Annotated in this window: 23 protein-coding genes; 2 read left to right on the top strand and 21 right to left on the bottom strand. The window is 34.4% G+C overall.

Annotation, left to right across the window (positions count from 1 at the left end):
• The 9 genes from BLV37_RS13355 to BLV37_RS13315 form a co-directional block, all read right to left on the bottom strand.
• A partial coding sequence (locus tag BLV37_RS13355) for a thiolase family protein (RefSeq protein WP_280140111.1) occupies positions 1-482 on the bottom strand: 482 nt, incomplete at its 3' end.
• 310 nt (positions 483-792) lie between these two features.
• Positions 793-2,544 (bottom strand): sigma 54-interacting transcriptional regulator, encoded by a 1,752-nt coding sequence (locus tag BLV37_RS13350; RefSeq protein WP_091732524.1) that lies wholly within the window; start codon positions 2,542-2,544, stop codon positions 793-795.
• A 155-nt stretch (positions 2,545-2,699) separates the two neighbouring features.
• Positions 2,700-3,839: a non-hydrolyzing UDP-N-acetylglucosamine 2-epimerase gene (gene wecB / locus BLV37_RS13345; RefSeq protein ID WP_176967985.1), complete on the bottom strand. Its 1,140-nt coding sequence runs from the start codon at positions 3,837-3,839 to the stop codon at positions 2,700-2,702.
• Positions 3,840-3,852: 13 nt separating this feature from the next.
• Positions 3,853-4,914, bottom strand: coding sequence for an MraY family glycosyltransferase (locus BLV37_RS13340; RefSeq protein WP_091732521.1), 1,062 nt, complete (start codon positions 4,912-4,914; stop codon positions 3,853-3,855).
• Between the two features lie 180 nt (positions 4,915-5,094).
• Positions 5,095-5,544 carry a deoxycytidylate deaminase gene (locus BLV37_RS13335; protein ID WP_091732519.1) on the bottom strand — a complete coding sequence of 150 codons (450 nt, stop codon included), beginning with the start codon at positions 5,542-5,544 and terminating at the stop codon, positions 5,095-5,097.
• A 422-nt stretch (positions 5,545-5,966) separates the two neighbouring features.
• Positions 5,967-6,596 carry a uracil phosphoribosyltransferase gene (gene upp / locus BLV37_RS13330; protein ID WP_091732516.1) on the bottom strand — a complete coding sequence of 210 codons (630 nt, stop codon included), beginning with the start codon at positions 6,594-6,596 and terminating at the stop codon, positions 5,967-5,969.
• 38 nt (positions 6,597-6,634) lie between these two features.
• Entirely contained in the window at positions 6,635-7,084 is a 450-nt protein-coding gene (gene rpiB, locus BLV37_RS13325; protein ID WP_091732514.1) for a ribose 5-phosphate isomerase B, read from the bottom strand.
• Positions 7,084-7,566 carry a low molecular weight protein arginine phosphatase gene (locus tag BLV37_RS13320; RefSeq protein WP_244270548.1) on the bottom strand — a complete coding sequence of 161 codons (483 nt, stop codon included), beginning with the start codon at positions 7,564-7,566 and terminating at the stop codon, positions 7,084-7,086. The genes rpiB and BLV37_RS13320 overlap by 1 nt, the downstream gene beginning before the upstream one ends.
• A 252-nt stretch (positions 7,567-7,818) precedes the next feature.
• On the bottom strand, positions 7,819-8,871 hold the full coding sequence (locus tag BLV37_RS13315) for an L-threonylcarbamoyladenylate synthase (protein WP_091732509.1): 1,053 nt from the start codon (positions 8,869-8,871) through the stop codon (positions 7,819-7,821).
• 139 nt (positions 8,872-9,010) lie between these two features.
• Here BLV37_RS13315 and BLV37_RS13310 point away from each other — a divergent pair, with 139 nt between their 5' ends.
• A complete protein-coding gene (locus tag BLV37_RS13310; RefSeq protein WP_091732507.1) occupies positions 9,011-9,748 on the top strand; it encodes a ZIP family metal transporter in 738 nt (245 codons plus the stop codon).
• Between the two features lie 48 nt (positions 9,749-9,796).
• On the opposite strand, the gene prfA is transcribed toward BLV37_RS13310, so the two are convergent.
• From prfA to BLV37_RS13265, 9 genes are all read right to left on the bottom strand, one after another.
• On the bottom strand, positions 9,797-10,864 hold the full coding sequence (prfA, locus tag BLV37_RS13305; protein WP_091732504.1) for a peptide chain release factor 1: 1,068 nt from the start codon (positions 10,862-10,864) through the stop codon (positions 9,797-9,799).
• A gap of 191 nt (positions 10,865-11,055) precedes the next feature.
• On the bottom strand, positions 11,056-11,988 hold the full coding sequence (gene prmC / locus BLV37_RS13300) for a peptide chain release factor N(5)-glutamine methyltransferase (RefSeq protein ID WP_091732501.1): 933 nt from the start codon (positions 11,986-11,988) through the stop codon (positions 11,056-11,058).
• Positions 11,982-12,863, bottom strand: coding sequence for a DUF1385 domain-containing protein (locus BLV37_RS13295; RefSeq protein WP_280140150.1), 882 nt, complete (start codon positions 12,861-12,863; stop codon positions 11,982-11,984). The genes prmC and BLV37_RS13295 overlap by 7 nt, the downstream gene beginning before the upstream one ends.
• Positions 12,864-13,119: 256 nt before the next feature.
• Positions 13,120-13,638, bottom strand: coding sequence for a kinetochore Spc7 family protein (locus BLV37_RS15350; protein WP_244270546.1), 519 nt, complete (start codon positions 13,636-13,638; stop codon positions 13,120-13,122).
• Between the two features lie 179 nt (positions 13,639-13,817).
• Positions 13,818-14,288 carry an HAD family hydrolase gene (locus BLV37_RS13285; RefSeq protein WP_091732495.1) on the bottom strand — a complete coding sequence of 157 codons (471 nt, stop codon included), beginning with the start codon at positions 14,286-14,288 and terminating at the stop codon, positions 13,818-13,820.
• 48 nt (positions 14,289-14,336) lie between these two features.
• Positions 14,337-15,080: a phosphate ABC transporter ATP-binding protein gene (locus tag BLV37_RS13280; RefSeq protein ID WP_091732493.1), complete on the bottom strand. Its 744-nt coding sequence runs from the start codon at positions 15,078-15,080 to the stop codon at positions 14,337-14,339.
• Complete coding sequence (locus BLV37_RS13275) at positions 15,081-15,917, bottom strand: PstA family ABC transporter permease (RefSeq protein WP_091732490.1); 837 nt, start codon at positions 15,915-15,917, stop codon at positions 15,081-15,083.
• A gap of 19 nt (positions 15,918-15,936) precedes the next feature.
• On the bottom strand, positions 15,937-16,800 hold the full coding sequence (gene pstC, locus BLV37_RS13270) for a phosphate ABC transporter permease subunit PstC (RefSeq protein WP_091732487.1): 864 nt from the start codon (positions 16,798-16,800) through the stop codon (positions 15,937-15,939).
• Positions 16,801-16,859: 59 nt separating this feature from the next.
• Positions 16,860-17,801 carry a phosphate ABC transporter substrate-binding protein gene (locus tag BLV37_RS13265; RefSeq protein WP_091732484.1) on the bottom strand — a complete coding sequence of 314 codons (942 nt, stop codon included), beginning with the start codon at positions 17,799-17,801 and terminating at the stop codon, positions 16,860-16,862.
• A gap of 236 nt (positions 17,802-18,037) precedes the next feature.
• On the opposite strand from BLV37_RS13265, the gene BLV37_RS13260 reads away from it, so the two are divergent.
• The gene (locus BLV37_RS13260) at positions 18,038-18,760 is read left to right on the top strand and encodes a gamma-glutamyl-gamma-aminobutyrate hydrolase family protein (protein ID WP_091732481.1); all 723 of its coding nucleotides are present in this window, start codon (positions 18,038-18,040) and stop codon (positions 18,758-18,760) included.
• Between the two features lie 59 nt (positions 18,761-18,819).
• Here the strand turns inward: BLV37_RS13260 and BLV37_RS13255 are convergent, their stop codons facing one another.
• The 3 genes from BLV37_RS13255 to rpmE form a co-directional block, all read right to left on the bottom strand.
• Positions 18,820-20,082: a CapA family protein gene (locus BLV37_RS13255; RefSeq protein WP_091732478.1), complete on the bottom strand. Its 1,263-nt coding sequence runs from the start codon at positions 20,080-20,082 to the stop codon at positions 18,820-18,822.
• 82 nt (positions 20,083-20,164) lie between these two features.
• Positions 20,165-20,752 carry a thymidine kinase gene (locus tag BLV37_RS13250; protein WP_091732474.1) on the bottom strand — a complete coding sequence of 196 codons (588 nt, stop codon included), beginning with the start codon at positions 20,750-20,752 and terminating at the stop codon, positions 20,165-20,167.
• 90 nt (positions 20,753-20,842) lie between these two features.
• A complete protein-coding gene (gene rpmE / locus BLV37_RS13245; protein ID WP_091732472.1) occupies positions 20,843-21,043 on the bottom strand; it encodes a 50S ribosomal protein L31 in 201 nt (66 codons plus the stop codon).
• Between the last annotated feature and the right edge of the window lie 180 nt (positions 21,044-21,223).

Below are 21,223 nucleotides of genomic sequence, written 5' to 3'. Positions count from 1 at the left end.
GCTGTGATTCCCATATGGTAGTTGTTGAATATGTCTGTTAGTCCGTCATGTACCATGTAGTCTACTATTTTCCCGTCTCCCATTCTTTGTCCCCATCTTGCTGATGGTAATAGGTATGGGGCGTTACTCATGCTTTCTGTTCCTCCTGCTAGTATGATGTCTGCATCTCCTAGCATGATGAATTGTGCTGCCATGCTTACTGATCTTAGTCCTGAGCCGCATACTTTGTTTATTGTTGTTGCTGGTGTTGTGTCTGGTAAGCCTGCTCCTAGTGCTACTTGTCTTGCTGGGTTTTGACCTATGCCTGCTGATAGTACGTTGCCTAGGATTACTTCATCTATGTCTTCTGGTTTTATGCCTGCTCTTTTTATTGCTTCTTTTGCTGCTATTACTCCTAAATCTATTGCTGATAATGAAGCTAAGCTTCCTCCGTAGCTACCTATGGGTGTTCTTGCTGCTCCTACTATTACTACTTCTCTCATAATATATACCTCCTTATTTTTTTATACTTCTATATAAAGCAACTTTTGTGCCAATCTTATAATAAAAATAATTTTAGTTTATAAATAGCTTGTTTACTAAGTTATAGTAGTTTATAAAAAATATATACCCAGATAAATTTAAGCTCAAAACTGGGATGATGTAGAATTTATTCTACATATTCAGAATATTACAAATACTATTCTCCCATTTCTTCTCATTAAAGGTCTATAATGCAAGCTTATAGACCAGAAAAAAATATGTAGCTATTTTTCTACGAAAATGTTTTCCTGTAGAAAAATAGCTACATCCTTAAAGCATACTAATATTTAAACCATATGCATCTAGCTTTTTATATAGTGCTGTTCTATGAATACCTAAAAGTTTTGCTGCTTCTGTTCTATTTCCTTTAGCTTCTATCAACGCTTCTCTGATAGCCTTTAGTTCAGCCTGAGCTACTATATCCTTTAATATCAAATTATTTTCTTTCTTTTCTTCTGCACTCTTTCCTTTAATTATCATATGCTCAGGTAAATACTCGGGAAAAATTATATTTCCTTTTACTAGATTCAGTGCTGATTCTATTACATTTCTAAGCTCTCTTACATTTCCAGGCCAGCTATAGTTTTGTAAAATCTCCATAGTTTCAGGTGCTATTTCTTTAGGCTCTATATCTAATCTACTACTCAAATCCTGAATCATATGCTTTGCTAAAAGTGGTATATCATCTAATCTTTCTCTTAAAGGTGGTATATTAAGTCTAATTACATTTAATCTATAGTATAAATCTTGTCTAAACTTCCCCTTTGAAATAGCTTCTTCTAATTCTTCATTTGTGGAAGCTATTACTCGTATATCTAGAGCTATTCTTTCTGTTCCTCCGATTCTTTCAAATTCTCTTTCCTCTAATACTCTCAATAGCTTTGCCTGCATTTCAAGAGGCATAGTACCTATCTCATCAAGCAATACAGTTCCACCATTGGCAATTTCTAGCTTTCCTAGCTTACCTTCTTTTCTTGCTCCTGTAAATGCTCCTTCTTCATAACCAAAAAGCTCTGCTTCCAAAAGCTCCTTTGGTATGGCTGCACAGTTTATACGGACAAAAGCTCCATATCTTCTATGACTGGCTTTGTGAATACCATGAGCAAAATATTCTTTTCCAGTACCGCTTTCTCCTTGAATCAATACTGTAGAATTGCTTTCTGCAGCCCTATTTGACACTTCCTTTAGATGCTCCATCCTTTTATTTTGAGATATTATATGGTCAAAAGAATATCTAGCTTCATGCATCATTTTAATTTCGCCCTTGTATTTATCAAAGGTTTTTTCATAGGTCTCCATTCTCTGAATCAGAGGCTTTAACTCTCTTATGTCGTTGAAGATAACACTACCTATAGCTCCTATTACCTTCCCTTCCTTCATTATAGGTATACGGTTTGCTATCATGTCCTTTCCCTGTATACGTTGAATATCATTCATTTCTTTTTTTCCTGTTTTCACAACTATATGAAGCCTTGTATTGTCTATTACTTCATCTACATGCTTCCCTAATACATCCTCTTCCTTAATACCTAATAGCTTTTCATAATTAAACTTAACTATCCTACCTTCTGCGTCTAATAAAACCATACCTTGGTATTCATTGTCTAATATATCCTTCATTATGTCTAAACATTGTTCAAGCTTAGTTAACTCATATTGCTGATCAACCTCAGAAAAGATGTTTTTCATTGTTATTATGTTAAATATATGCTTATTGTCCTTAAAGAAGGGAGTTATCCTAATAGTTATATCTCTTCCCTTGAATATTACGCTTCTTTCAACTGTGAATTTTAATTTAAATACTTCTTTATTTATTCCTTTGTCCCCTATTACTTGTGAAAATTTTTTATTCTCTATTTCTTCTCTTTTGATACCTAGTATTTTTTCGCAGCTACTATTTGAATATACAATAATACCTTTTATGTCAGTTATTATAAGACCACTAAAAGTTGATTCCATAATAATATGCAGCAATTTATCTAATTCGTCTTTAATATCTGCAAAAACATCTTTAGGTTCCATTATCTCACCCTTTTTTTTACTTTTGATATTATATAATATTCTATCCTATTTATGTTAGCCTGTACAATAAAAAATAAAAGAGTTCCTTCGGCTCTGCCTCAGGATGACAAGAATGTCATTCTGAACGCAGCGAAGAATCTCTCTTTAATTAATTCTTAATTGTTGATTTTTAATTCTTGTTTAAAGCTCTTTACTATAATATCTACTATTCGCTCTGCTGCATGGCCGTCTCCATATGGGTTTACGGCATTGGCCATACTATGGTATTCTTCTTTATTATTCAATAGCAAATCTATTTCATTGTATACATTTTCATATTCTACTCCGATAAGCTTTGCTGTTCCTGCTTTTATTCCCTCTGGTCTTTCTGTTTCTCTTCTAACTACTAGAACAGGCTTTCCTAAAGTAGGGGCTTCTTCCTGCAGGCCTCCTGAGTCAGTAACTATAAGATAGGATTTAGCCTGCATATTTGCCATTGCTTCATAATCTAAAGGCTCCATTAAATGTATTCTTTGGTTACCACCAAATATTCTATTCCCTATTTCCCTTACCTTAGGATTTAAATGTATAGGGAAAATCACTTCAACATCGGAGTTCTTATTAACTACATCATTTATTGCATTAAAAATATCCTCCATAGGCTTTCCAATGTTTTCACGTCTATGGGCAGTCATTAGAATTATCTTTTTGTTTTCATAATCTAAGCTATTTAATAGCTCATTTTCAAAGACATAATCCTCAGACACTACTTGTAAAAGTGCATCTATGGCTGTGTTACCAGTTATAAATATTTTCTCATCTGGGTAGCCTTCATTTAAAAGATTTCGTCTACTATCCTCTGTAGGTGCAAAATGAAAATCCGTGATAACTCCTGTTAGCTTTCTGTTGGCTTCCTCTGGATAAGGAGAATACATGTCATGACTTCTTAGTCCAGCCTCAACATGTCCTATTTTTACCTTATGGTAAAATCCAGCAAGTGCTCCTGCAAAAACTGTAGTGGTATCACCCTGAACAAGTAGTACATCAGGCTTATATTCCTTAATAACCTCTTCAAGTCCTTCTATAGATCTAGAAGTTATTTCTGTAAGACTTTGTCCATGCTTAAAAATATTTAAATCATAGTCTGGTGTTATTTTAAATATATCTAGAACCTGGTCCAGCATTTGTCTATGCTGTGCCGTTACACATACTCTGCAATCAATTTCCTTATTTCCCTTAAGCTGCTTAACTATGGGTGCCATTTTAACTGCTTCAGGCCTTGTCCCAAAAACAACTAAAACTTTTATTTTCTCCATAAGTATCTAGCCCCTATCCTCTTTTTTCTCTATTATTTTTCTTTATATCTATAACGCCAAGGATTCCAAATCTAGCAGCCCCTAAAAATATTACTGTAAATACTATACCCATGACTATTACTCCGTAGCCAGGCTTCAATCCTGCTAGCAGCACTGCCGCAGTACCAAATACAGCACTTACTAGGTAAAGTATCAAAACTACCTGTCTTTGGCTAAGCCCTTTATCTAAAAGTCTATGGTGTACATGTCCCTTATCCGCTTCACTTATAGGTCTTTTATTTATTAGTCTTCTGAATATGGCAAAGGCTGTGTCAAATATAGGAAGGCCTAATGCTAATATTGGGACTACTATAGTGATAGTTGCTACACTTTTCATGACACCCTCCATGGCTACTACGGAAAGCATATAGCCTAAAAATAAGGCTCCTGTATCTCCCATAAATATCTTGGCAGGATTAAAGTTATGGGGAAGAAATCCGAATGCAGATCCTGCGATAATAGCACAAAGTATCATAACTATTGTATTGTCTATATATTCAACGCTTGCTGCTACAAAAAATAATGACACTGCTGCTATGGCTCCTACTCCTGCTGATAGTCCATCTAAACCATCTATAAGATTTAAAGTGTTAGTTATCCCAACTACCCAGAAAATCGTTACTGGAATGGAAAGTACACCTAAGTCAATTACACTGCCTCTAACAAATGGATTGCCAAAGAACTCTATTTTTATATCTCCCATTATAAGTATTGATGCAGATAGTATTTGGCAAAAAAATTTTACTTTTGCAGGCATTGGTTTCACATCATCTATTATTCCTGTTATAACTATTACAGTTCCACCTATAATTATAGAAACTATTCCTTTATCTAAAGGAAGGAAGATTATCATAGATATTAATGAAGCTAAATAAATAGCTAATCCACCAAGTCTTGGAATAGGTACATTGTGTACTCTTCGATCATCCTTTGGCACATCAATTGCTCCTATTTTTTTTGCCACTACCTTTGCTAACGGCGTAAAAAGATAGGACAATATTATAGGTACAAGAAAAATTATATAGTAATTGGACATATGAACACTCCTTCTTCTGTTTCCAAAGCTAATAAAATATTCTTACAAATAAGCATATCCTCTAACTTTGATTGTACTCCATATAAATACCATAGTCAATCTAAACAGATTATGCTTAAATGCATTGCATTCTCTCTAGTTCCTCTAATTTCAAGGTTTTGTCCTTTTGTTACAAGTATATTACAGTTTAGCCTCGAATTTTTCTAATTGAATTCCTGCTTCCGTAAGCATATCCATAGACAGCTGGTCAGGATAATCTCCACAAAATACTACTCTCTTTAGTCCTGCATTTATTATCATTTTTGCACAAAGTACACAGGGCTGATCTGTTACATATATTGTGCCTCCTTCTATGCTCACTCCAGAATTTGCAGCTTGAACAATAGCGTTTTGCTCGGCATGAAGTGCTCTGCACAGCTCATGTCTTTGACCTGATGGAACTCCTAGCTTCTCTCTCAAGCAGCCTATTTCTTCACAATGTTTAAGGCCTGTAGGTGCTCCATTATATCCTGTGGTCAATATTCTTTTATCCTTTACAATAAGTGCTCCCACCTGTCTTCTGATGCAGGTTGATCTTTTCTTTACTACATTTACTATCTCTATAAAATATTCATCCCATGATGGTCTCATGTGTTTTGCCCCCTTTTTTTAGTTGTTGGTTGAACAGTAGTTGAACAGTAGTTGAACAGTAGTTAAACAGTAGTTGAACAGTAGTTAAACAGTAGTTGAACAGTAGTTGAACAGTAGTTAAACAGTAGTTGAACAGTAGTTGAACAGTAGTTGAACAGTAGTTAAACAGTAGTTGAACAGTAGTTGAACAGTAGTTAAACAGTAGTTAAACTATCGTTAAACTATTGTTAAACTACCGTTCCCCTATTGTTAAACTATCGTTCCCCTATTGTTAAACTATCGTTCCCCTATTGTTAAACTATCGTTCCCCTATTGTTAAACTACCGTTCCCCTATTGTTAAACTATCGTTCCCCTATTGTTAAACTATCGTTCCTCTATCGTTTATTTAGACTCAAAAAAACAAAGATGGGTTCCCCCATCTTTATTTTGTACCGAACAATCTGTCTCCTGCATCTCCAAGTCCTGGAACAATATATGCATGGTCGTTTAGTTTTTCATCTACTTCTCCTACATATATATCCACATCTGGATGAGCATCATTTATTACCTTTATGCCTTCTGGGGCTGCTATTAAGCATACCAGCTTGATATGTTCTATTCCTCTTTTCTTAAGAAAGTCAATAGCTGCCTTTGCTGAGCCTCCTGTTGCTAGCATTGGGTCCAGTAGTATAAGCTCTCTTTCAACTGCATCATATGGTAATTTGCAGAAGTATTCTACAGGCTGGAGAGTTTCAGGATCCCTATATAGTCCTATGTGTCCTACCTTTGCAGCTGGAAGAAGATCTAGCATTCCTTCTACCATTCCAAGTCCTGCCCTTAAAATAGGTACTAAGCCTAGCTTTTTACCAGCTATTACCTGTGACTTAGTCTTTACGAGAGGAGTCTCTATTTCTATTTCCTCAAGTGGAAGTTCCCTAGTAACCTCATAGGCCATAAGCGTAGCCACTTCCTTTACCAATTCCCTAAACTCCTTGGGGCCAGTGTTTTTGTCTCTGATGAATGTTAATTTGTGTTTTATCAACGGGTGGTCCATAACTATAACTTTACTCATTCATATCTCTCCTCTCATTTAATAATTTCCAGGAAGTATTATATCACATATTTGCTTTCTATGTCTTTAATTTTATTTACTCTTCTTTCATGTTTTCCACCTTGAAATTCTGCTTTAAGCCAAGTGTCTAAAATTTCAAGTGCTAAATCCTTACCTGTAACCCTAGCACCTATTGCAAGCACATTTGCATTATTGTGCTCTATGGACATCCTAGCAGAGTAGCAATCTCCACATAATGCACATCTTACGCCTGGCACCTTGTTAGCAGATATAGATATACCTATTCCTGTTCCACAACATACTATTCCCTTATCACATTCACCATTTTTTACTGCTTGGGCAACCTTTTCACCAAACTCTGGATAGTCTACTGACTCTGATGAATTAGTTCCAAAGTCTATATACTCTATACCCTTTTCATCTAAGTATTCTTTAATATATATCATTAGTTCATATCCTGCATGGTCACAGCCTAAACCTATCTTCATTATAGTTCCTCCTTGATTTTTTTATATAGTTTGTCTATTACGTTTTTTAATGCTTTTTCTATATCTATTAAGCTTTTTTCATATTCCTCAACAGGTAGTCCATACGGATCTAAAATATCAGCATGGTTTTCTAGATCTTTATATGCATACTCAGTTAAGGTGTATGTTTTTTGCTTTAAGCTTTCATCCATTCCTAAAATACTTCTTTTATGGCTTTTAGTCATTGTAAGGATTAAATCAGCATTTTGCAGCATTTCCTTTGTAAGCTGTCTCGCTTTATGACTACTTATATCAATGGCTTTGTTTTTCATTGCGTCAATAGCCTGAGGCGATGCTGGTTGTCCAGTGGCTGCATAAACTCCTGCCGATTCTACTTTAATTACATTTTCAAGATTTCTCTTTTTGATCATATCCCTAAATATACCCTCAGCCATACTACTTCTACAAGTATTACCTGTGCATACAAATAAAATAGTTTTCAACCCTTCCCCTCCTTTGTGGATTAGTTCTTAGTTGTTGATTGAACAGTAGTTGAACAGTAGTTTAACAGTAGTTTAGCAGTAGTTGAACAGTAGTTAAACAGTAGTTAAACAGTAGTTGAACAGTAGTTTAACAGTAGTTGAACAGTAGTTAAACAGTAGTTAAACTATCGTTAAACTATTGTTAAACTACCGTTCCCCTATTGTTAAACTATCGTTCCTCTATCGTTCCACTACTGTTATTAAAATTCTTGATCATACTACCTTTCCATCTGCGGCTTTTCTCATTCTATTCATAATAGCTTTACCTATGCCCTTTTCTTCTACTCCTTCTGCTATTATAATGTCCACCTTTAGCTCATCAAATTCTCTTAAAATGTTAAATAGACTAGCACCTATGGTTTCAGGCATGTTTCTATCTCCTGCTATTATTATATTTTTCCCTCTATACTTATCATAGGTCTGCTTAGTGGCTATTATTCCCACCTTCATTCCTTTACTTTCGTATTTACTATAGAGATTATTAGTCTTTTGAATGATTTCATCTACTTCTCCCTTTACTATAATCAGCCTTGCATCAGGAGAATAATGCTTGTATTTTTGTCCTGGAGATTTTGGAACAATCTCTCTGTCTGTAATCTCTAAGGCTTTATCATACTCTACCTTTGGCAAAATAGTCAGAAGGTCTTCTATAGTTACCCCACCTGGTCTAAGTATGGTTGGTATCTCTCCAGAAATATCTAAAACAGTAGATTCTAATCCGATACCTGTACTGCCTCCATCTATTATCATATCTACTTTTCCAAGCAAATCATGTATAACATGAGAAGAATTTGTAGGGCTTGGCTTTCCCGAAGTATTGGCACTTGGAGCTGCTATGGGCAGCTCTGAATATTTTATTAGTTCAAGGGCTATGTTATGACTGGGCATTCTTATAGCAACGGTTGACAAGCCACCTGTTATTCTATCAGGAACTATTTTTGTTCTATTAAATATTAGGGTCAATGGACCTGGCCAAAACCTGTCCATCAGTGGATATGCTCTATCTGGAATACTCTCCACAAGATTATTAAGCTGGTCTATACTGCTTATATGTATAATTAGGGGATTGTCCTGAGGTCTACCCTTAGCAAGAAATATCTTTTCTATGGCTTTGTCAGCTAATGCATTTGCTCCTAATCCATAGACAGTTTCTGTGGGGAATGCAACAGTTCCACCATTTTTTATTATTTCTGCGGCTTCTTTAATCTTTTCTATTTCTGGATTATGTGGGTTTATTTTAATTATTTTAGTATCTTTTGCTTCCATTGTTTTTCCCTTCTTTATTAGTCTTTTGCTTTTAGAAATAAACTCCTTACAATTCTATTATCCTCTTTCTTAAAATATATATTATATTAGCTTTATAAATAATTCAACACAATATTATGGAAATCAAGGAGTGTTATCATTGATATTATTTATAACTATTTTAGGTACAGCAGTAGGCATTATCGGCACGGGACTAGGTGGATTAGCTGCATTATTTATTGTAAAGCCCAGTTCAAGATTTATTGGTGTATTATTAGGTATTACTAGCGGTATTATGTTAAGCATTGTAACCTTTGACCTGTTACCAGAATCATATAACATAAGTGGATTAGCTACTGAAATACTTGGAATATGCCTTGGAGTTTTAACTGTAGTTTTAGTAGAAGGCTTTTTCCCTGTTGTCAATAATTCAAAACCACCTTATAATTCTAAAACAAGTTTTTTAAAAACTGGATTGCTTCTTGGCGTTGCCATAGGTATTCATAATCTTCCTGAAGGCTTAGCTATAGGTTCAGGATACATGTTAACCTCTAAAATGGGTATCACTATGGCTTTAGTCATTGCATTACACAATTTCCCTGAGGGCTTGGCCATGGCTATGCCTCTAAGATTAAGTGGTACCTCTGCTTTTAAGATAGTGTTTTTCACTTTTCTAGCTGGTATACCCACAGGCATAGGAGCTTTTATAGGAGCTATCTTAGGTGGTTTATCTGATTTTTTCATAGCCTTGTGCTTAGCCTTTGCAGGAGGTACTATGCTCTATATAACCTGTGGAGAAATGATACCAAGTGCAAAGGCATTACATAAGGGTAGAGCATCTGCCATAGGTATTGCTTTAGGATTTATCATTGGACTTATCATATCTATTAAACTATAGTCCGTCTTAGCCTCACGTACAAAAATAGTCGGGAGTATCCCGACTATTTTAATCTACGTGTTTAAGCTTCTCTGCTTGATCACTTGTTATTAGAGCTTCAATCATTTCATTAATATCCCCATCTAAAAATGCATCTAGCTTATAAACAGTTAGATTTATCCTGTGATCTGTTATTCTTCCTTGTGGGAAATTATATGTTCTGATTTTAGCACTTCTATCTCCTGTACCAACCTGGCTTCTTCTAGCCTCTGCAATCTCAGCGTTTTGCTCTTCCATCATCTGGTCATAAAGCCTAGCCTTCAATATTCTAAATGCTTTTTCTTTGTTTTTTAACTGAGACTTTTCATCCTGACATGCTACTACCATACCTGTAGGTATATAAGTAAGTCTAACTGCTGAGTCTGTAGTATTAACACTTTGCCCCCCATTACCTGAAGAACGATATACGTCAACACGCACATCTGCCGGATTGATATCAATATCTATATCATCTACCTCTGGCAATACTGCAACAGTAGCAGTTGAAGTATGAATTCTTCCACTTGACTCTGTGGCAGGAACTCTTTGAACTCTATGAACTCCACTTTCGTATTTAAGCTTTGAGTATGCTCCTTTACCATTTATCATAAATATAACTTCTTTAAAGCCACCTACTCCTTGGTCATTGGAGTTCATCATCTCTACCTTCCAACGTTGTTTTTCTGCATACATGGTATACATTCTAAATAAATCTCCTGCGAATATACCTGCTTCGTCCCCTCCAGCTCCTGCACGAATTTCTACTATAACGTTTCTATCGTCATTGGGGTCCTTTGGAATAAGAAGCTTTTTCAATTCCTCAGTTAATTCATCACATTTAGCAGTTAACTCATCAACTTCCATCTTTACAAGCTCTTTAAAATCATCATCTAGCTTTTCCTTAAGCATTTCCTTAGATTCTTCTAATTGATTAGTAGCTTCATTGTATTCCTTATATTTTAGCACTACAGGCTCAATTTCAGCATGCTCTTTTACATACTTTTGCCACTCAGATATATTGTTTATAATCTCTGGATCACTTATCTTTGTACTAAGCTCTTCATATCTAGCCTCTATAAATTTTAATTTATCTAACAACCTTCTCACCTCATTACGGAATTATCCAATTTATTATTATATCATATCCTTATGCTTAAAGCCAATATTTTTTAACGATTGTTTAACGATTGTTTAACTATTGTTCAACTACTGTTCAACTACTGTTTAACTATTGTTCAACTACTGTTCAACTACTGTTCAACTACTGTTCAACTACTGTTCAACTACTGTTACAATTCTCCATCGCCTCTCCCAACTCTTCCTATCACTACCCTATCATGACCAGCTAAGTCTTTTATTATTTTTATATCTTTAAATGGATTGTGGTGGGACATGGTTCCTGTCCCTCTGTCCCTAAGCATCAATTCTTTTACAGCCTTACCTTGATCATAACCTATTTCAAAGGCTAGCACCCCACCATCTGTAAGATATTTTACGCCTTCACGAACTATTCTTCTATAAAAGTCTAGTCCATCCTCTCCACCATCCAGTGCCATTTTAGGCTCATGCTCTGCTACTTCTCTTTGCAGTTCTTGAATGTCCTTTGTGGGTATATAGGGTGGATTAGAAACTATAATATCTATAGAATTGTATAGATTCAGACCTTCTAAGGGACTTAATACATCTCCTTCAATAAAAGTCACTCTTGATTCTAAGCCTAATCTTTTAGCATTTTCTCTAGCCACTTCAAGGGCTGTAGGGCTTATATCTATAGAATATACATGAGCGTTTTCTAGATAGTGTGCAAGGCTCAATGTAATCGCTCCACTTCCTGTACCTATATCTATTATTTTTATACTCTCTTTTTCATTAAAATACTCTCCTTTTACAAGGTCTATTATATACTCAACTAATATTTCTGTATCCGGTCTTGGAATTAGAACTCCTTCTCTTACATGAAAATCTAATCCCATAAACTCTTGCTTTCCTAATATATATTGAATTGGGTATCCACTTTTTCTTTTATTGATTAATTTTAAAAACTTATCCACAGATTGACTGTCTACTAGCCTATCCTTATGTGTATAAGTATAGATTTTATCTACATTATGCACATGACATAGTAAAAGCTGAGATTCTAGAAGAGGATTGTTATATTCACCTGCTTCCAAAATCTCTACACCTTTCTTTATTAAATCACCAATTGTATAAGAGTCTACCAACGATCTGCCTCCTTGTCGTTTACCAAAACTCCCTTTAAAGCTTCTATGGCTACTTCTATCTGCGAATCATCTGGTTCTCTTGTAGTAGCTATCTTTTGGATAAACAGCCCTGGATAGGATAGTATATATGCTAGACTGCTACCACTTCTTCCAATAATTCGATTTATTTCGTAGGATATTCCAGCGATAACTGGAAGCATAACTATTCTAAGGACAAATCTCATTAGTGGGTTTGGCCAACCAAAGAAGGAAAATACTAAAATACTTATTATCATTACCATAAAAAGAAAACTAGTACCACATCTTGGATGGAGAATAGGATACTTTCTCACATTTTCAACAGTAAGCTCTTCCTCATGCTCATAGCAATGAATAGTCTTATGCTCTGCTCCATGGTACTGGAATACTCTTTGAATATCCTTCATTTTTGATATGGCTACAACGTAGATTAAAAACATTGACAATCTTATAAGTCCTTCGATTAGATTTAGAAGAAGTGTTGATTCTATGCTTTTTTTTGCAAGGTTAGTAATGAATGTAGGTGCAAGCATAAATACTCCTACTGCTATTAGCATAGATATAAATACGGAAATATACATAGCTATACTTTCGGCTTTATCCTTAAATATCTTTTCAAAGAATGCATCTATTTTCCCTGGTTGAACTTCCACATCCTCTTCATAAAACTCAGCAGAATACATCAGGGATTGAACTCCTATAACTAATGCTTCAACAAGTCCTACTACTCCTCTAACAAAAGGGAGTCTGAAAAATTTGTATTTTGTAGATAATGTGTTTAATGCTTCTTTTTTAAGCTCTATTTCATTATCAGGCTTTCTTACAGCAATGGCTATATCCTTAGGGCCTTTCATCATTACGCCTTCTATCAATGCCTGCCCACCAATAGTAGTACAGTGCTTTGGTGTTCTTTTAATATCTTTTATTTTTGGCAAAAAAACCACTCCTAAACTATAGTTTATAGATGATATTATAACACAGAATGATAATATTGAATACATAAGCAGATTGTCGAAATCTGTTGATTCCGTACAAGCCGCTTATACAGTGGCTAAAGCAAAAAAGTCAGAGGTAATTAATATATTCCCCCTGACCTGAGCATAATATTTAAACTTATTGTATTAATGATTTAATTTTCACTATATCCGACCAGTTATTAGCTGTTATTAATTCAACTCCAGCAAGCCCTTTTTTAATGCTCTCTATGTCTCCCTGTATACGTGCAATGTCATTAGTCATTTTGTCTTGTTCAGCCTTATTTGCCTGTGCTGAATGCTCTAGAGCTCTAAGGATTTGAGTATGTTCGTCTAGCTTAATACTATGCACTTTAAGTATTTCTGAGTGTTCATTAAGTATTGATGAATGCTCATTAAGTATTGATGAATGTTCATTAAGTATTGCTGAATGCTTATTAAGTATTGCTGAATGCTTATTAAGTATTTCTGAATGCTCTTTAAGTACTGCTGAGTGCTCATTAAGTATAGATGAATGCTCTTTAAGTATTGATGAATGCTCTTTAAGTATTGCTGAGTGCTCATTAAGTATTGCTGAATGTTCATCTAGTCTTGCCTTAATAGGTTCTAGTTTCTCATCTAACAAGTCACTTAATAATTTAATTGTTTCTCTATCCATAAATCCACCACCTTTAACAATATATATTCTTTTCCCTCTTTTCCGACAATACATATATGTAAATAATATTATAACATTGATTTGAGGGATTTGTTAGTGTTAAAATAAAATATTTATATGTTGATGGAAACATTTCTATTTTCAAATATGTATTAACTTAGAAGTAATACATATGCCATCTAATTTCTAAGTGTTGCCTTCATTCTATTTTCACTTAAAATAATACCTATAGCATCTTTTATGGACTTAGATACAATGTCTGAGTGAGAAAGGAGCTTTCCGCTACAGCCTTCGCCTTCTATTATAGCTATGGATATTTTACATATCTTAAACATTTCAATATCATTGAAGCCATTGCCTACACAAATAGTCTTTTCTGAGCCTAGTTTTTCTACTATTTCTTTTTTTGAGAGACTGGCCATGTCTTTTGGGAAGGTCTTTACTTTTACTCCTAAGCCTATACACTCCTTTTCCACTGTTCCATAGGTATCTGCAGTAAGTATATAAATGTTTGCATATTCCTTTAGCTTCAATATAAGCTCCCTAGCTCCATCTATAAGCTTACCGTCTACTGCTATGGTTCCATTATAATCAAACACTACATTTTCGATTTCTATTTTCCCTAAGCCCGGTATGTTATAAGTTAGCATAAAATCCTCCATAATAATAGTATTATCTTTAATAATTTTATTTTCAAATTACCCATATATTCCTTCGATATATTCCTTTGTCCTATTATCCTCTGGGTTGTTGAATATTTTTTCTGTTTCGTCATATTCTATAAGCTCTCCATCTAGTATGAAGGCTGTATAATCTGATATCCTCTTAGCCTGTGATAAATTGTGGGTTACTATTATTATAGTATATTCTTGAGAAAGTCTTAATAGCATTTCTTCAATATGAGCAGTATTTTTTATATCTAGTGCTGAGCATGGCTCATCTAATAAAAGCACTTCTGGGTCTACCGTAAGGGCTCTGGCTATACATAGCCTCTGCTGCTGTCCACCAGATAATTTCAACGCAGACATGCCTAAGTCCTGCTTTACTTCTTCAAAAAGTCCAGATACCTTTAATTTATCTTGAACTATTTCTTCTAATTTCTTCTTGTCTCTTGTACCATAATATATAGGAGCATAGGTAAGGTTTTTATATATTGACATGGGAAATGGGGTAGGTTTTTGAAAGACTATTCCTATTTTCTTTCTGATCTCTTCTTTGTCATAGGAAGAGATATCTTTCCCTTTAAATGCAATGTTTCCTCTAGTGCTTCCACCGTTCTCCTCTAACATTCTATTTAATACTGATAATAAAGTTGATTTTCCACAGCCAGATGGTCCTATAATTGCAGTTATCTTATTCTTTTTAATCTTCATATTTATATTATTTAATATTTTTTTATCCCCATAATATGCATTTAATGAATCTAATTCAATAATGTCCATTTAACTAGGCTCCTTTCTTCTAAAGGTCAGAGCTAATGCCAATATATTTATTATAAATAAAAGCATTATCAACACCAATGCAGTTGCATATGCCTTTTCTAGTGATATGCCTTCACCTGTAAGTATATATAGATGAAAGGGTAATGCCATTACTGGAGAAGATAGTGATTTGGGTATAGGAGCAAATATCACTGCTCCAGTTAATATTATGGGGGCGGCGGCTCCCATGGCAAAGCCTCCAGCAAGTGTTACTGCTGAGATTATATCACCCTTACATATAGGTAGTACTAGCTTAAAAAAGGTATAAGCCTTGGATACTCCTAAGGCGTAGGATGAATTTATTATAGAAGCGCTAACCTCTCTTAATATTTTCTCAGCTCGTACCTCTATAAATGGAAATATCATAACCCCCAAGGTTATACCCCCTGATAAAAGAGATCTTCCTAGTTTAAGATTAGCTACTAAAAGAGTGTAGCCAAAAAGACCTAAAACTATGGAGGGAACTCCTGCCATACATTGAACTATAATATGAACTATGCTTTCTATCCTTTTAGATTCGCAATAAAGCACTACATATACTGCAGTTGAAAGGGCTAGTACTGTTGCAAAAATACATGCAATTAACATAAGAAGCAGGCTCCCTACAATAGCTGGGAATATGCCTCCCTCAGTTCCTAAGGGTATGCCCTTAGGATTGCTAAATATAAATTCTAGGTTTATTTCCCTTATACCATTTTTTATTATATATACAAATATAAATACTATTGAAGAAAATACAATAATTCCACTGAATATCATCCAAAGCTTAAATAAAGTTGATTTGAGCTTTTCATTCATATACATCATCCTCACCAAATTACATGTCTATGCTTTTTTTTACATAAAATATAATTACATTAATTATAAGAAGCATACCCATAAGTACAAATCCTGAGGCAAAAAGAGCGTGATAATGTAGGCTCCCTACCTCTGCCATTCCCATTTCAAGGGCAATAAGGGAAGGTATGGTCTGAGCTTTTCCCAAAAGCTTTGGTGTTATAGGTGCATTTCCTATAACCATCATGACCGCCATAGTCTCTCCCATAGCCCTGCCTAGAGCCAATACAGTAGCAGCTATTATACCTTTTTTACTATTAGGAAGTACTACCTTCCTAAGAAAATAATCATTAGAAACACCTAATGCCTGAGAAGAAGTAAGATTATACTCATATACCTTTTCCATAGTTTCGTCACATGTGGATATAATATAAGGAAGCACCATAATCCCAAGAAGAATACCTCCAGCTAAAACCGATTCTCCGGCTGGCAAATCAAGCTTTTTTTCGAATAATTTTACTAACACTAAAAGTCCTATAAAGCCATATACCACAGAGGGTATCCCTGCTAAGATATCTATTATACCTCTAATCATGGCTCTTTTTCTTCCTTTAGCATATCTAGATAAAAGCATAGCACTACCTACTCCTATAGGCAGTGCTATGCTAATCCCTACAAGAGAAATATAAAGTGTTCCCAATATTATGTTTAATATAGATAGCTTGTCTGGAGACATTAGTGGATTCCATGTCCTACCGGTTAGAAATTTAAGTACGGATACTTCTTTGAAAAACACCAAGCTTTCCTTGAATATAAATATAATAATAAATGCCAATAACAATAATGAGAATAATGTTAATAGCTTTATTATGATGCTGAATGCTTTATCTAAGAATTTATACATTTTATGCACCTCATCAAAAAATTCAGGGGAATGAATGCACCCCTGAATTCAGTTTCTGCTTATCTTACAGGAACAAATCCCATTTTTTCAATAATCTCTAATCCTTCTTCAGATGTAACTGCATCCATAAAAGCTTTTTGTTCAGGAGTTAGTTCTCCTCTTTTAACTGCAATAAGTGGTCTAGATATTTTATATGAACCATTTACTATATTTTCTTCTGTAGGTTCAACTCCGTCAACCTTTAATGGAACTAGCTTTCCTGCATTTTGATTAACCATACCAAAGGATGCATAGCCTATAGCATCTTTATTTTCAATAACTTTTGTAACTAATGCTCCCATTGATGGTGACTGTATAGCATCTTCTCTGATTTGAGCATCACCCATAACATTTTTTTGGAACACTTCATGGGCTCCACCGCTTAAATCCCTAATAACTACTACTATCTCTCTATGTGGAAGGCTGCTTTCAACCTCGTCCCAATATTTGTATTCACCTGAGAATATTTTTCTAACTTCTTCTGTCGTTAAATCATCTTTTATCTGTAAAATAGGGTTTTCTGGATTTACAGATACTGTCAATGCGTCTATGCCTAGCTTAAATACCTTTGCATCACCTATTTTTTCTAGCTCTTCATCTTTGATTTCTCTAGCTAGCATACCAAAATCACTTGTGTCCTCTAAAACTGCTTTTACTCCTGCACCTGACCCACCTGCAGATACGTAAATAGCAATATTTTTCTCTGGGAAACTTGAATCTACCTTATCCCAAGTAGTATATCCTTCTATAAAATCAGTTGCTATAGCTGATATTACTGGTGCTAAAGTAGATGAACCATTAAATGTTATTTGAGCTTTAAATGTATTAGCTTCTTCACCTGTATTTACTGAATCTCCTTCTGCTGGAGCTGTTGGAGGTGTATTAGATGAGCAGCCTGTCAATATTATAGAGAAAACTAGCAATAAACTTAAAAGAATACTTATAGATTTTTTTGTTTTCATTAAAATTCCTCCTCATATAGCTTGTTTTTTTAGTCCCAATAGAATTCTATTATTATTGATAAGTTTTTACCAATAATTTATTTCTATAATTCGCTCCAATAGAATAGGTTTAATCTATATAAGCACTCTTTGACCCAATATATTAAGATTAGAAAATTTTATCAATACCAAATAAATACAATATATAATATAATATAAGTAAACTTTAATATTAACTTTTATAAAGGGGCGATTTTATGAGACCTATAATCGGCATTACCACATTTAATGAAACAAACTCAAGAGGTAGTAGGTTCAATTCTGTAAACTACAATTATATAAAAGCAGTACATATGGCAGGAGGTACTCCTGTGCTTATTCCTGTTACTGATTGTGACGAAAGGATTGATGACTATATTGATTTGGTAAATGGAATTTTGTTTACTGGAGGAGTAGATGTTGCACCTTTATATTATGGAGAAAATCCTATAAAAGAAGTGCATTCAATAGATGCGAAGAGAGATGAGTTTGAACTAAAGCTATTTAATAAAGCCTTCGGAACTAAGCTCCCTATTTTAGGTATTTGTAGAGGTATGCAACTAATAAATGTGGCTTTAAAGGGAACTCTATTTCAAGATATAAATAGCCAGATACCAGATTCATTAGGACATTATCCTAATAATATTCAATCAGATGTACTTTATCACTCTATTGAGATTGTAGAAAATACTATACTGGCTAATATATTTAATTCTAAGGAAATAAATATTAATTCATTTCATCATCAAGCTGTGAAAGATTTAGGAGAAGGTTTAAAAGCAAGTGCCTTTTCAAAGGATGGAATAATAGAAGCCATGGAAGGTGTCTATTCAAATGGGCAAATAATCCTAGGAGTACAATGGCATCCAGAGGGATTGGTAGTTAAACATGAGGAGTTTAGAAAATTATTTGGGTTCTTTGTGGAGAAATGCTCTTTATAAATAAAATGTTAAATGTTTACTTTAATCACCCTATGGCAGCAGGGTGATTATTTTTTTCTTTATTTTGAAACACTTATTAGTACAACAGCTAATAATAGTAAAGACAATATCCCACTAACAATAAATATCTGCAAGCCATAATCAGATATTAAGCTAATAAACTTATCTGTAAATGAAACTTCACTGTTTTCCTCAAAAACCTCTGTGTCATCCTCTAGCTCTTCAGGCTGGTTTTCGATCCTTTCTTCATTGCTCTCAGGCTTTATAGGATCTACATATTCAATATTTCCTGTAATATTTCCATCCTCCGAAACTACAGTTCCCCATTGGGCAGACAGTGTATTTATAAGATTTATGATTTCCTCTCTCTCTTCACCTTCAGATATAATTGGCCTACTTCCTATTATATCCGCTGGAACAATACTAGTATTCATTATTCCTTCTTTATTTATTTCCATATTGAAAACCATAGTTTGAGAGGTTCTACCCTTTCTAGTTGCAAATGCAAAATTACCTAAGCTATATACTATTGGCTTGTTGTTGTAAAATTCAATGCCTTGAAGCACATGAGGGTGGTGACCCATTATACAATCTGCGCCACTATCTATTAGCTTTTTTGCTATATTTACATCAATTTCTCTAGGATAATCAGCTAGCTGAACACCCCAATGGAGTGAAACTATTAAAAAATCCACTTTCTCCTTAGCTTTTTCAACTATCACTAGCATGTTTTTAGCATTGCTATCATATCCATTGACGATACCTGCTCTATTTTCTGTTGCATACCAATCTACAGAGGGTGTAACTCTTGAAAAGCCTATGAAGCCTATTTTAATATTATTTATTTCCCATATGGCTGGCTCCATTAATGCCTTTATATTTCTTCCACCGCCAGTATATTTAATCTTATGCTCCTCTAGATGGTCTAATGTCTGAACAAAGCATTCTCTTCCATAGTCAAGAGAATGATTATTTCCAAGAGATACACCATCAATTCCTGCATTTACTAGGCCTTTTAATGTTTCAGGCTTTGCTCTATATGTATATTCCTTATCTTGTGGCTCACCAATAGTGCCTACTGTACATTCTAAATTTATTAATGATAAATCAGAGCCTAAAAATATGTCCTTTACACTTTCCCATGGGTAATCCACCCCATGAATATCCATCTGCCTTCCCACAGAATCTGCCAACAACACGTCTCCTGCCAGTGAAATGGTCACACTTGTTCTTTCCTCTTGTCCCTCTGAGTGTGCGAAGGTAGAAATAAGCAATATTAAAATTAAAAATATAATAATTCCGTTTTTTCTTTTTAAAATCATTTATTCGTAATCTCCTCTGGTTTTTTTATGTTATCATAATATAAGGGACGACACTCTGTCGCCCCAATATAAACCTTACTCATTAGGATTTTTGTTTTTCTCTAAAATAGCATTCTCCACAAAGTGATTCGTATTCAATATTATTTTCTCTATCTATGGCTACTTGCTCACCTTCAAACACGAATTTCCCATTAACCTTTCTACCATTAAATATTGCTTTTCTACCACAAGAGCAAATAGTCTTTAGCTCTTCTATACTATGAGCTATTAGTAGCAGCCTTTCGCTACCTTCAAAGCCTCTCATTTGAAAATCTGTTCTAAGTCCATAGCAAATAACGGGTATATTCATTCTAACTGCTATCTCAAAAAATTCGTCAATCTGATGCTTTGCACAAAACTGTGCTTCATCCACTAGAATACAATCAATCTTCCACTTCTCTCTGTTCCATTTCTGAACTTCATCATAGACATTTTTATCTTTTTCTAATAAGAGATCGACTTCTCTAGTTATTCCTAGTCTAGATACTGTCTTGTTGCCACCCTTTGTATCTATGAAAGGCTTGATTATGATAACCTTCATGCCTCTTTCTTCATAGTTATATGCTACCTGCATAAGGTTAGTTGATTTACCACAGTTCATAGCTCCATACCTAAAATATAGCTTGGCCAACCTAAGCACCCCCAAAGTATAAATGAGTTAGATAAAAACAAAGGTTAGAAGCCAATGGCAACTAACCCGTCAGACAAACTTAAGTAGTTTTTATTCAATACCATATTTTTTCTTAAATTTATCAACACGGCCGCCTTTATCAACAAATTTTTGACGTCCTGTGAAGAATGGATGGCATTCTGAACAAATCTCAACTCTTAATGTTTCTTTTACTGAACCTGTTTCAAATGTATTTCCACATGCACAGTTTACAGTAGATTTTTTGTAATTTGGATGTATTCCTTCTTTCATTGATTTCACCTCTTTTCAAACTCTGGTTAACTGTATATTTAAAATTAATCAGTTTTCAACTAGTACATTATAGCATATAAATTTTACTATTTCAATAACATAATATTTAACGATAGTAGAACAATAGTTTAACGATAGTAGAACAATAGTTTAACGATTGTAGAACAATAGTTTAACGAT

Origin of the sequence: Proteiniborus ethanoligenes, assembly GCF_900107485.1 — a bacterium.
Classification (GTDB): domain Bacteria; phylum Bacillota; class Clostridia; order Tissierellales; family Proteiniboraceae; genus Proteiniborus; species Proteiniborus ethanoligenes.
The sequence above is the reverse complement of the archived record's forward strand: the minus strand, read 5'-3'. Positions and strand labels throughout refer to the sequence as shown.

Excerpts from the sequence above, each read along its gene's own strand:
- BLV37_RS13350 (WP_091732524.1), bottom strand. The coding sequence starts at position 2,544 with ATGGAACCTAAAGATGTTTTTGCAGATATTAAAGACGAATTAGATAAA.
- wecB (WP_176967985.1), bottom strand. The coding sequence starts at position 3,839 with ATGGAGAAAATAAAAGTTTTAGTTGTTTTTGGGACAAGGCCTGAAGCA.
- BLV37_RS13340 (WP_091732521.1), bottom strand. The coding sequence starts at position 4,914 with ATGTCCAATTACTATATAATTTTTCTTGTACCTATAATATTGTCCTAT.
- BLV37_RS13335 (WP_091732519.1), bottom strand. The coding sequence starts at position 5,544 with ATGAGACCATCATGGGATGAATATTTTATAGAGATAGTAAATGTAGTA.
- upp (WP_091732516.1), bottom strand. The coding sequence starts at position 6,596 with ATGAGTAAAGTTATAGTTATGGACCACCCGTTGATAAAACACAAATTA.
- rpiB (WP_091732514.1), bottom strand. The coding sequence starts at position 7,084 with ATGAAGATAGGTTTAGGCTGTGACCATGCAGGATATGAACTAATGATA.
- BLV37_RS13315 (WP_091732509.1), bottom strand. The coding sequence starts at position 8,871 with ATGGAAGCAAAAGATACTAAAATAATTAAAATAAACCCACATAATCCA.
- BLV37_RS13295 (WP_280140150.1), bottom strand. The coding sequence starts at position 12,863 with ATGATGAAAGGCCCTAAGGATATAGCCATTGCTGTAAGAAAGCCTGAT.
- BLV37_RS15350 (WP_244270546.1), bottom strand. The coding sequence starts at position 13,638 with ATGGATAGAGAAACAATTAAATTATTAAGTGACTTGTTAGATGAGAAA.
- BLV37_RS13285 (WP_091732495.1), bottom strand. The coding sequence starts at position 14,288 with ATGCTAACTTATAACATACCGGGCTTAGGGAAAATAGAAATCGAAAAT.
- BLV37_RS13280 (WP_091732493.1), bottom strand. The coding sequence starts at position 15,080 with ATGGACATTATTGAATTAGATTCATTAAATGCATATTATGGGGATAAA.
- BLV37_RS13275 (WP_091732490.1), bottom strand. The coding sequence starts at position 15,917 with ATGAATGAAAAGCTCAAATCAACTTTATTTAAGCTTTGGATGATATTC.
- pstC (WP_091732487.1), bottom strand. The coding sequence starts at position 16,800 with ATGTATAAATTCTTAGATAAAGCATTCAGCATCATAATAAAGCTATTA.
- BLV37_RS13265 (WP_091732484.1), bottom strand. The coding sequence starts at position 17,801 with ATGAAAACAAAAAAATCTATAAGTATTCTTTTAAGTTTATTGCTAGTT.
- BLV37_RS13260 (WP_091732481.1), top strand. The coding sequence starts at position 18,038 with ATGAGACCTATAATCGGCATTACCACATTTAATGAAACAAACTCAAGA.
- BLV37_RS13255 (WP_091732478.1), bottom strand. The coding sequence starts at position 20,082 with ATGATTTTAAAAAGAAAAAACGGAATTATTATATTTTTAATTTTAATA.
- rpmE (WP_091732472.1), bottom strand. The coding sequence starts at position 21,043 with ATGAAAGAAGGAATACATCCAAATTACAAAAAATCTACTGTAAACTGT.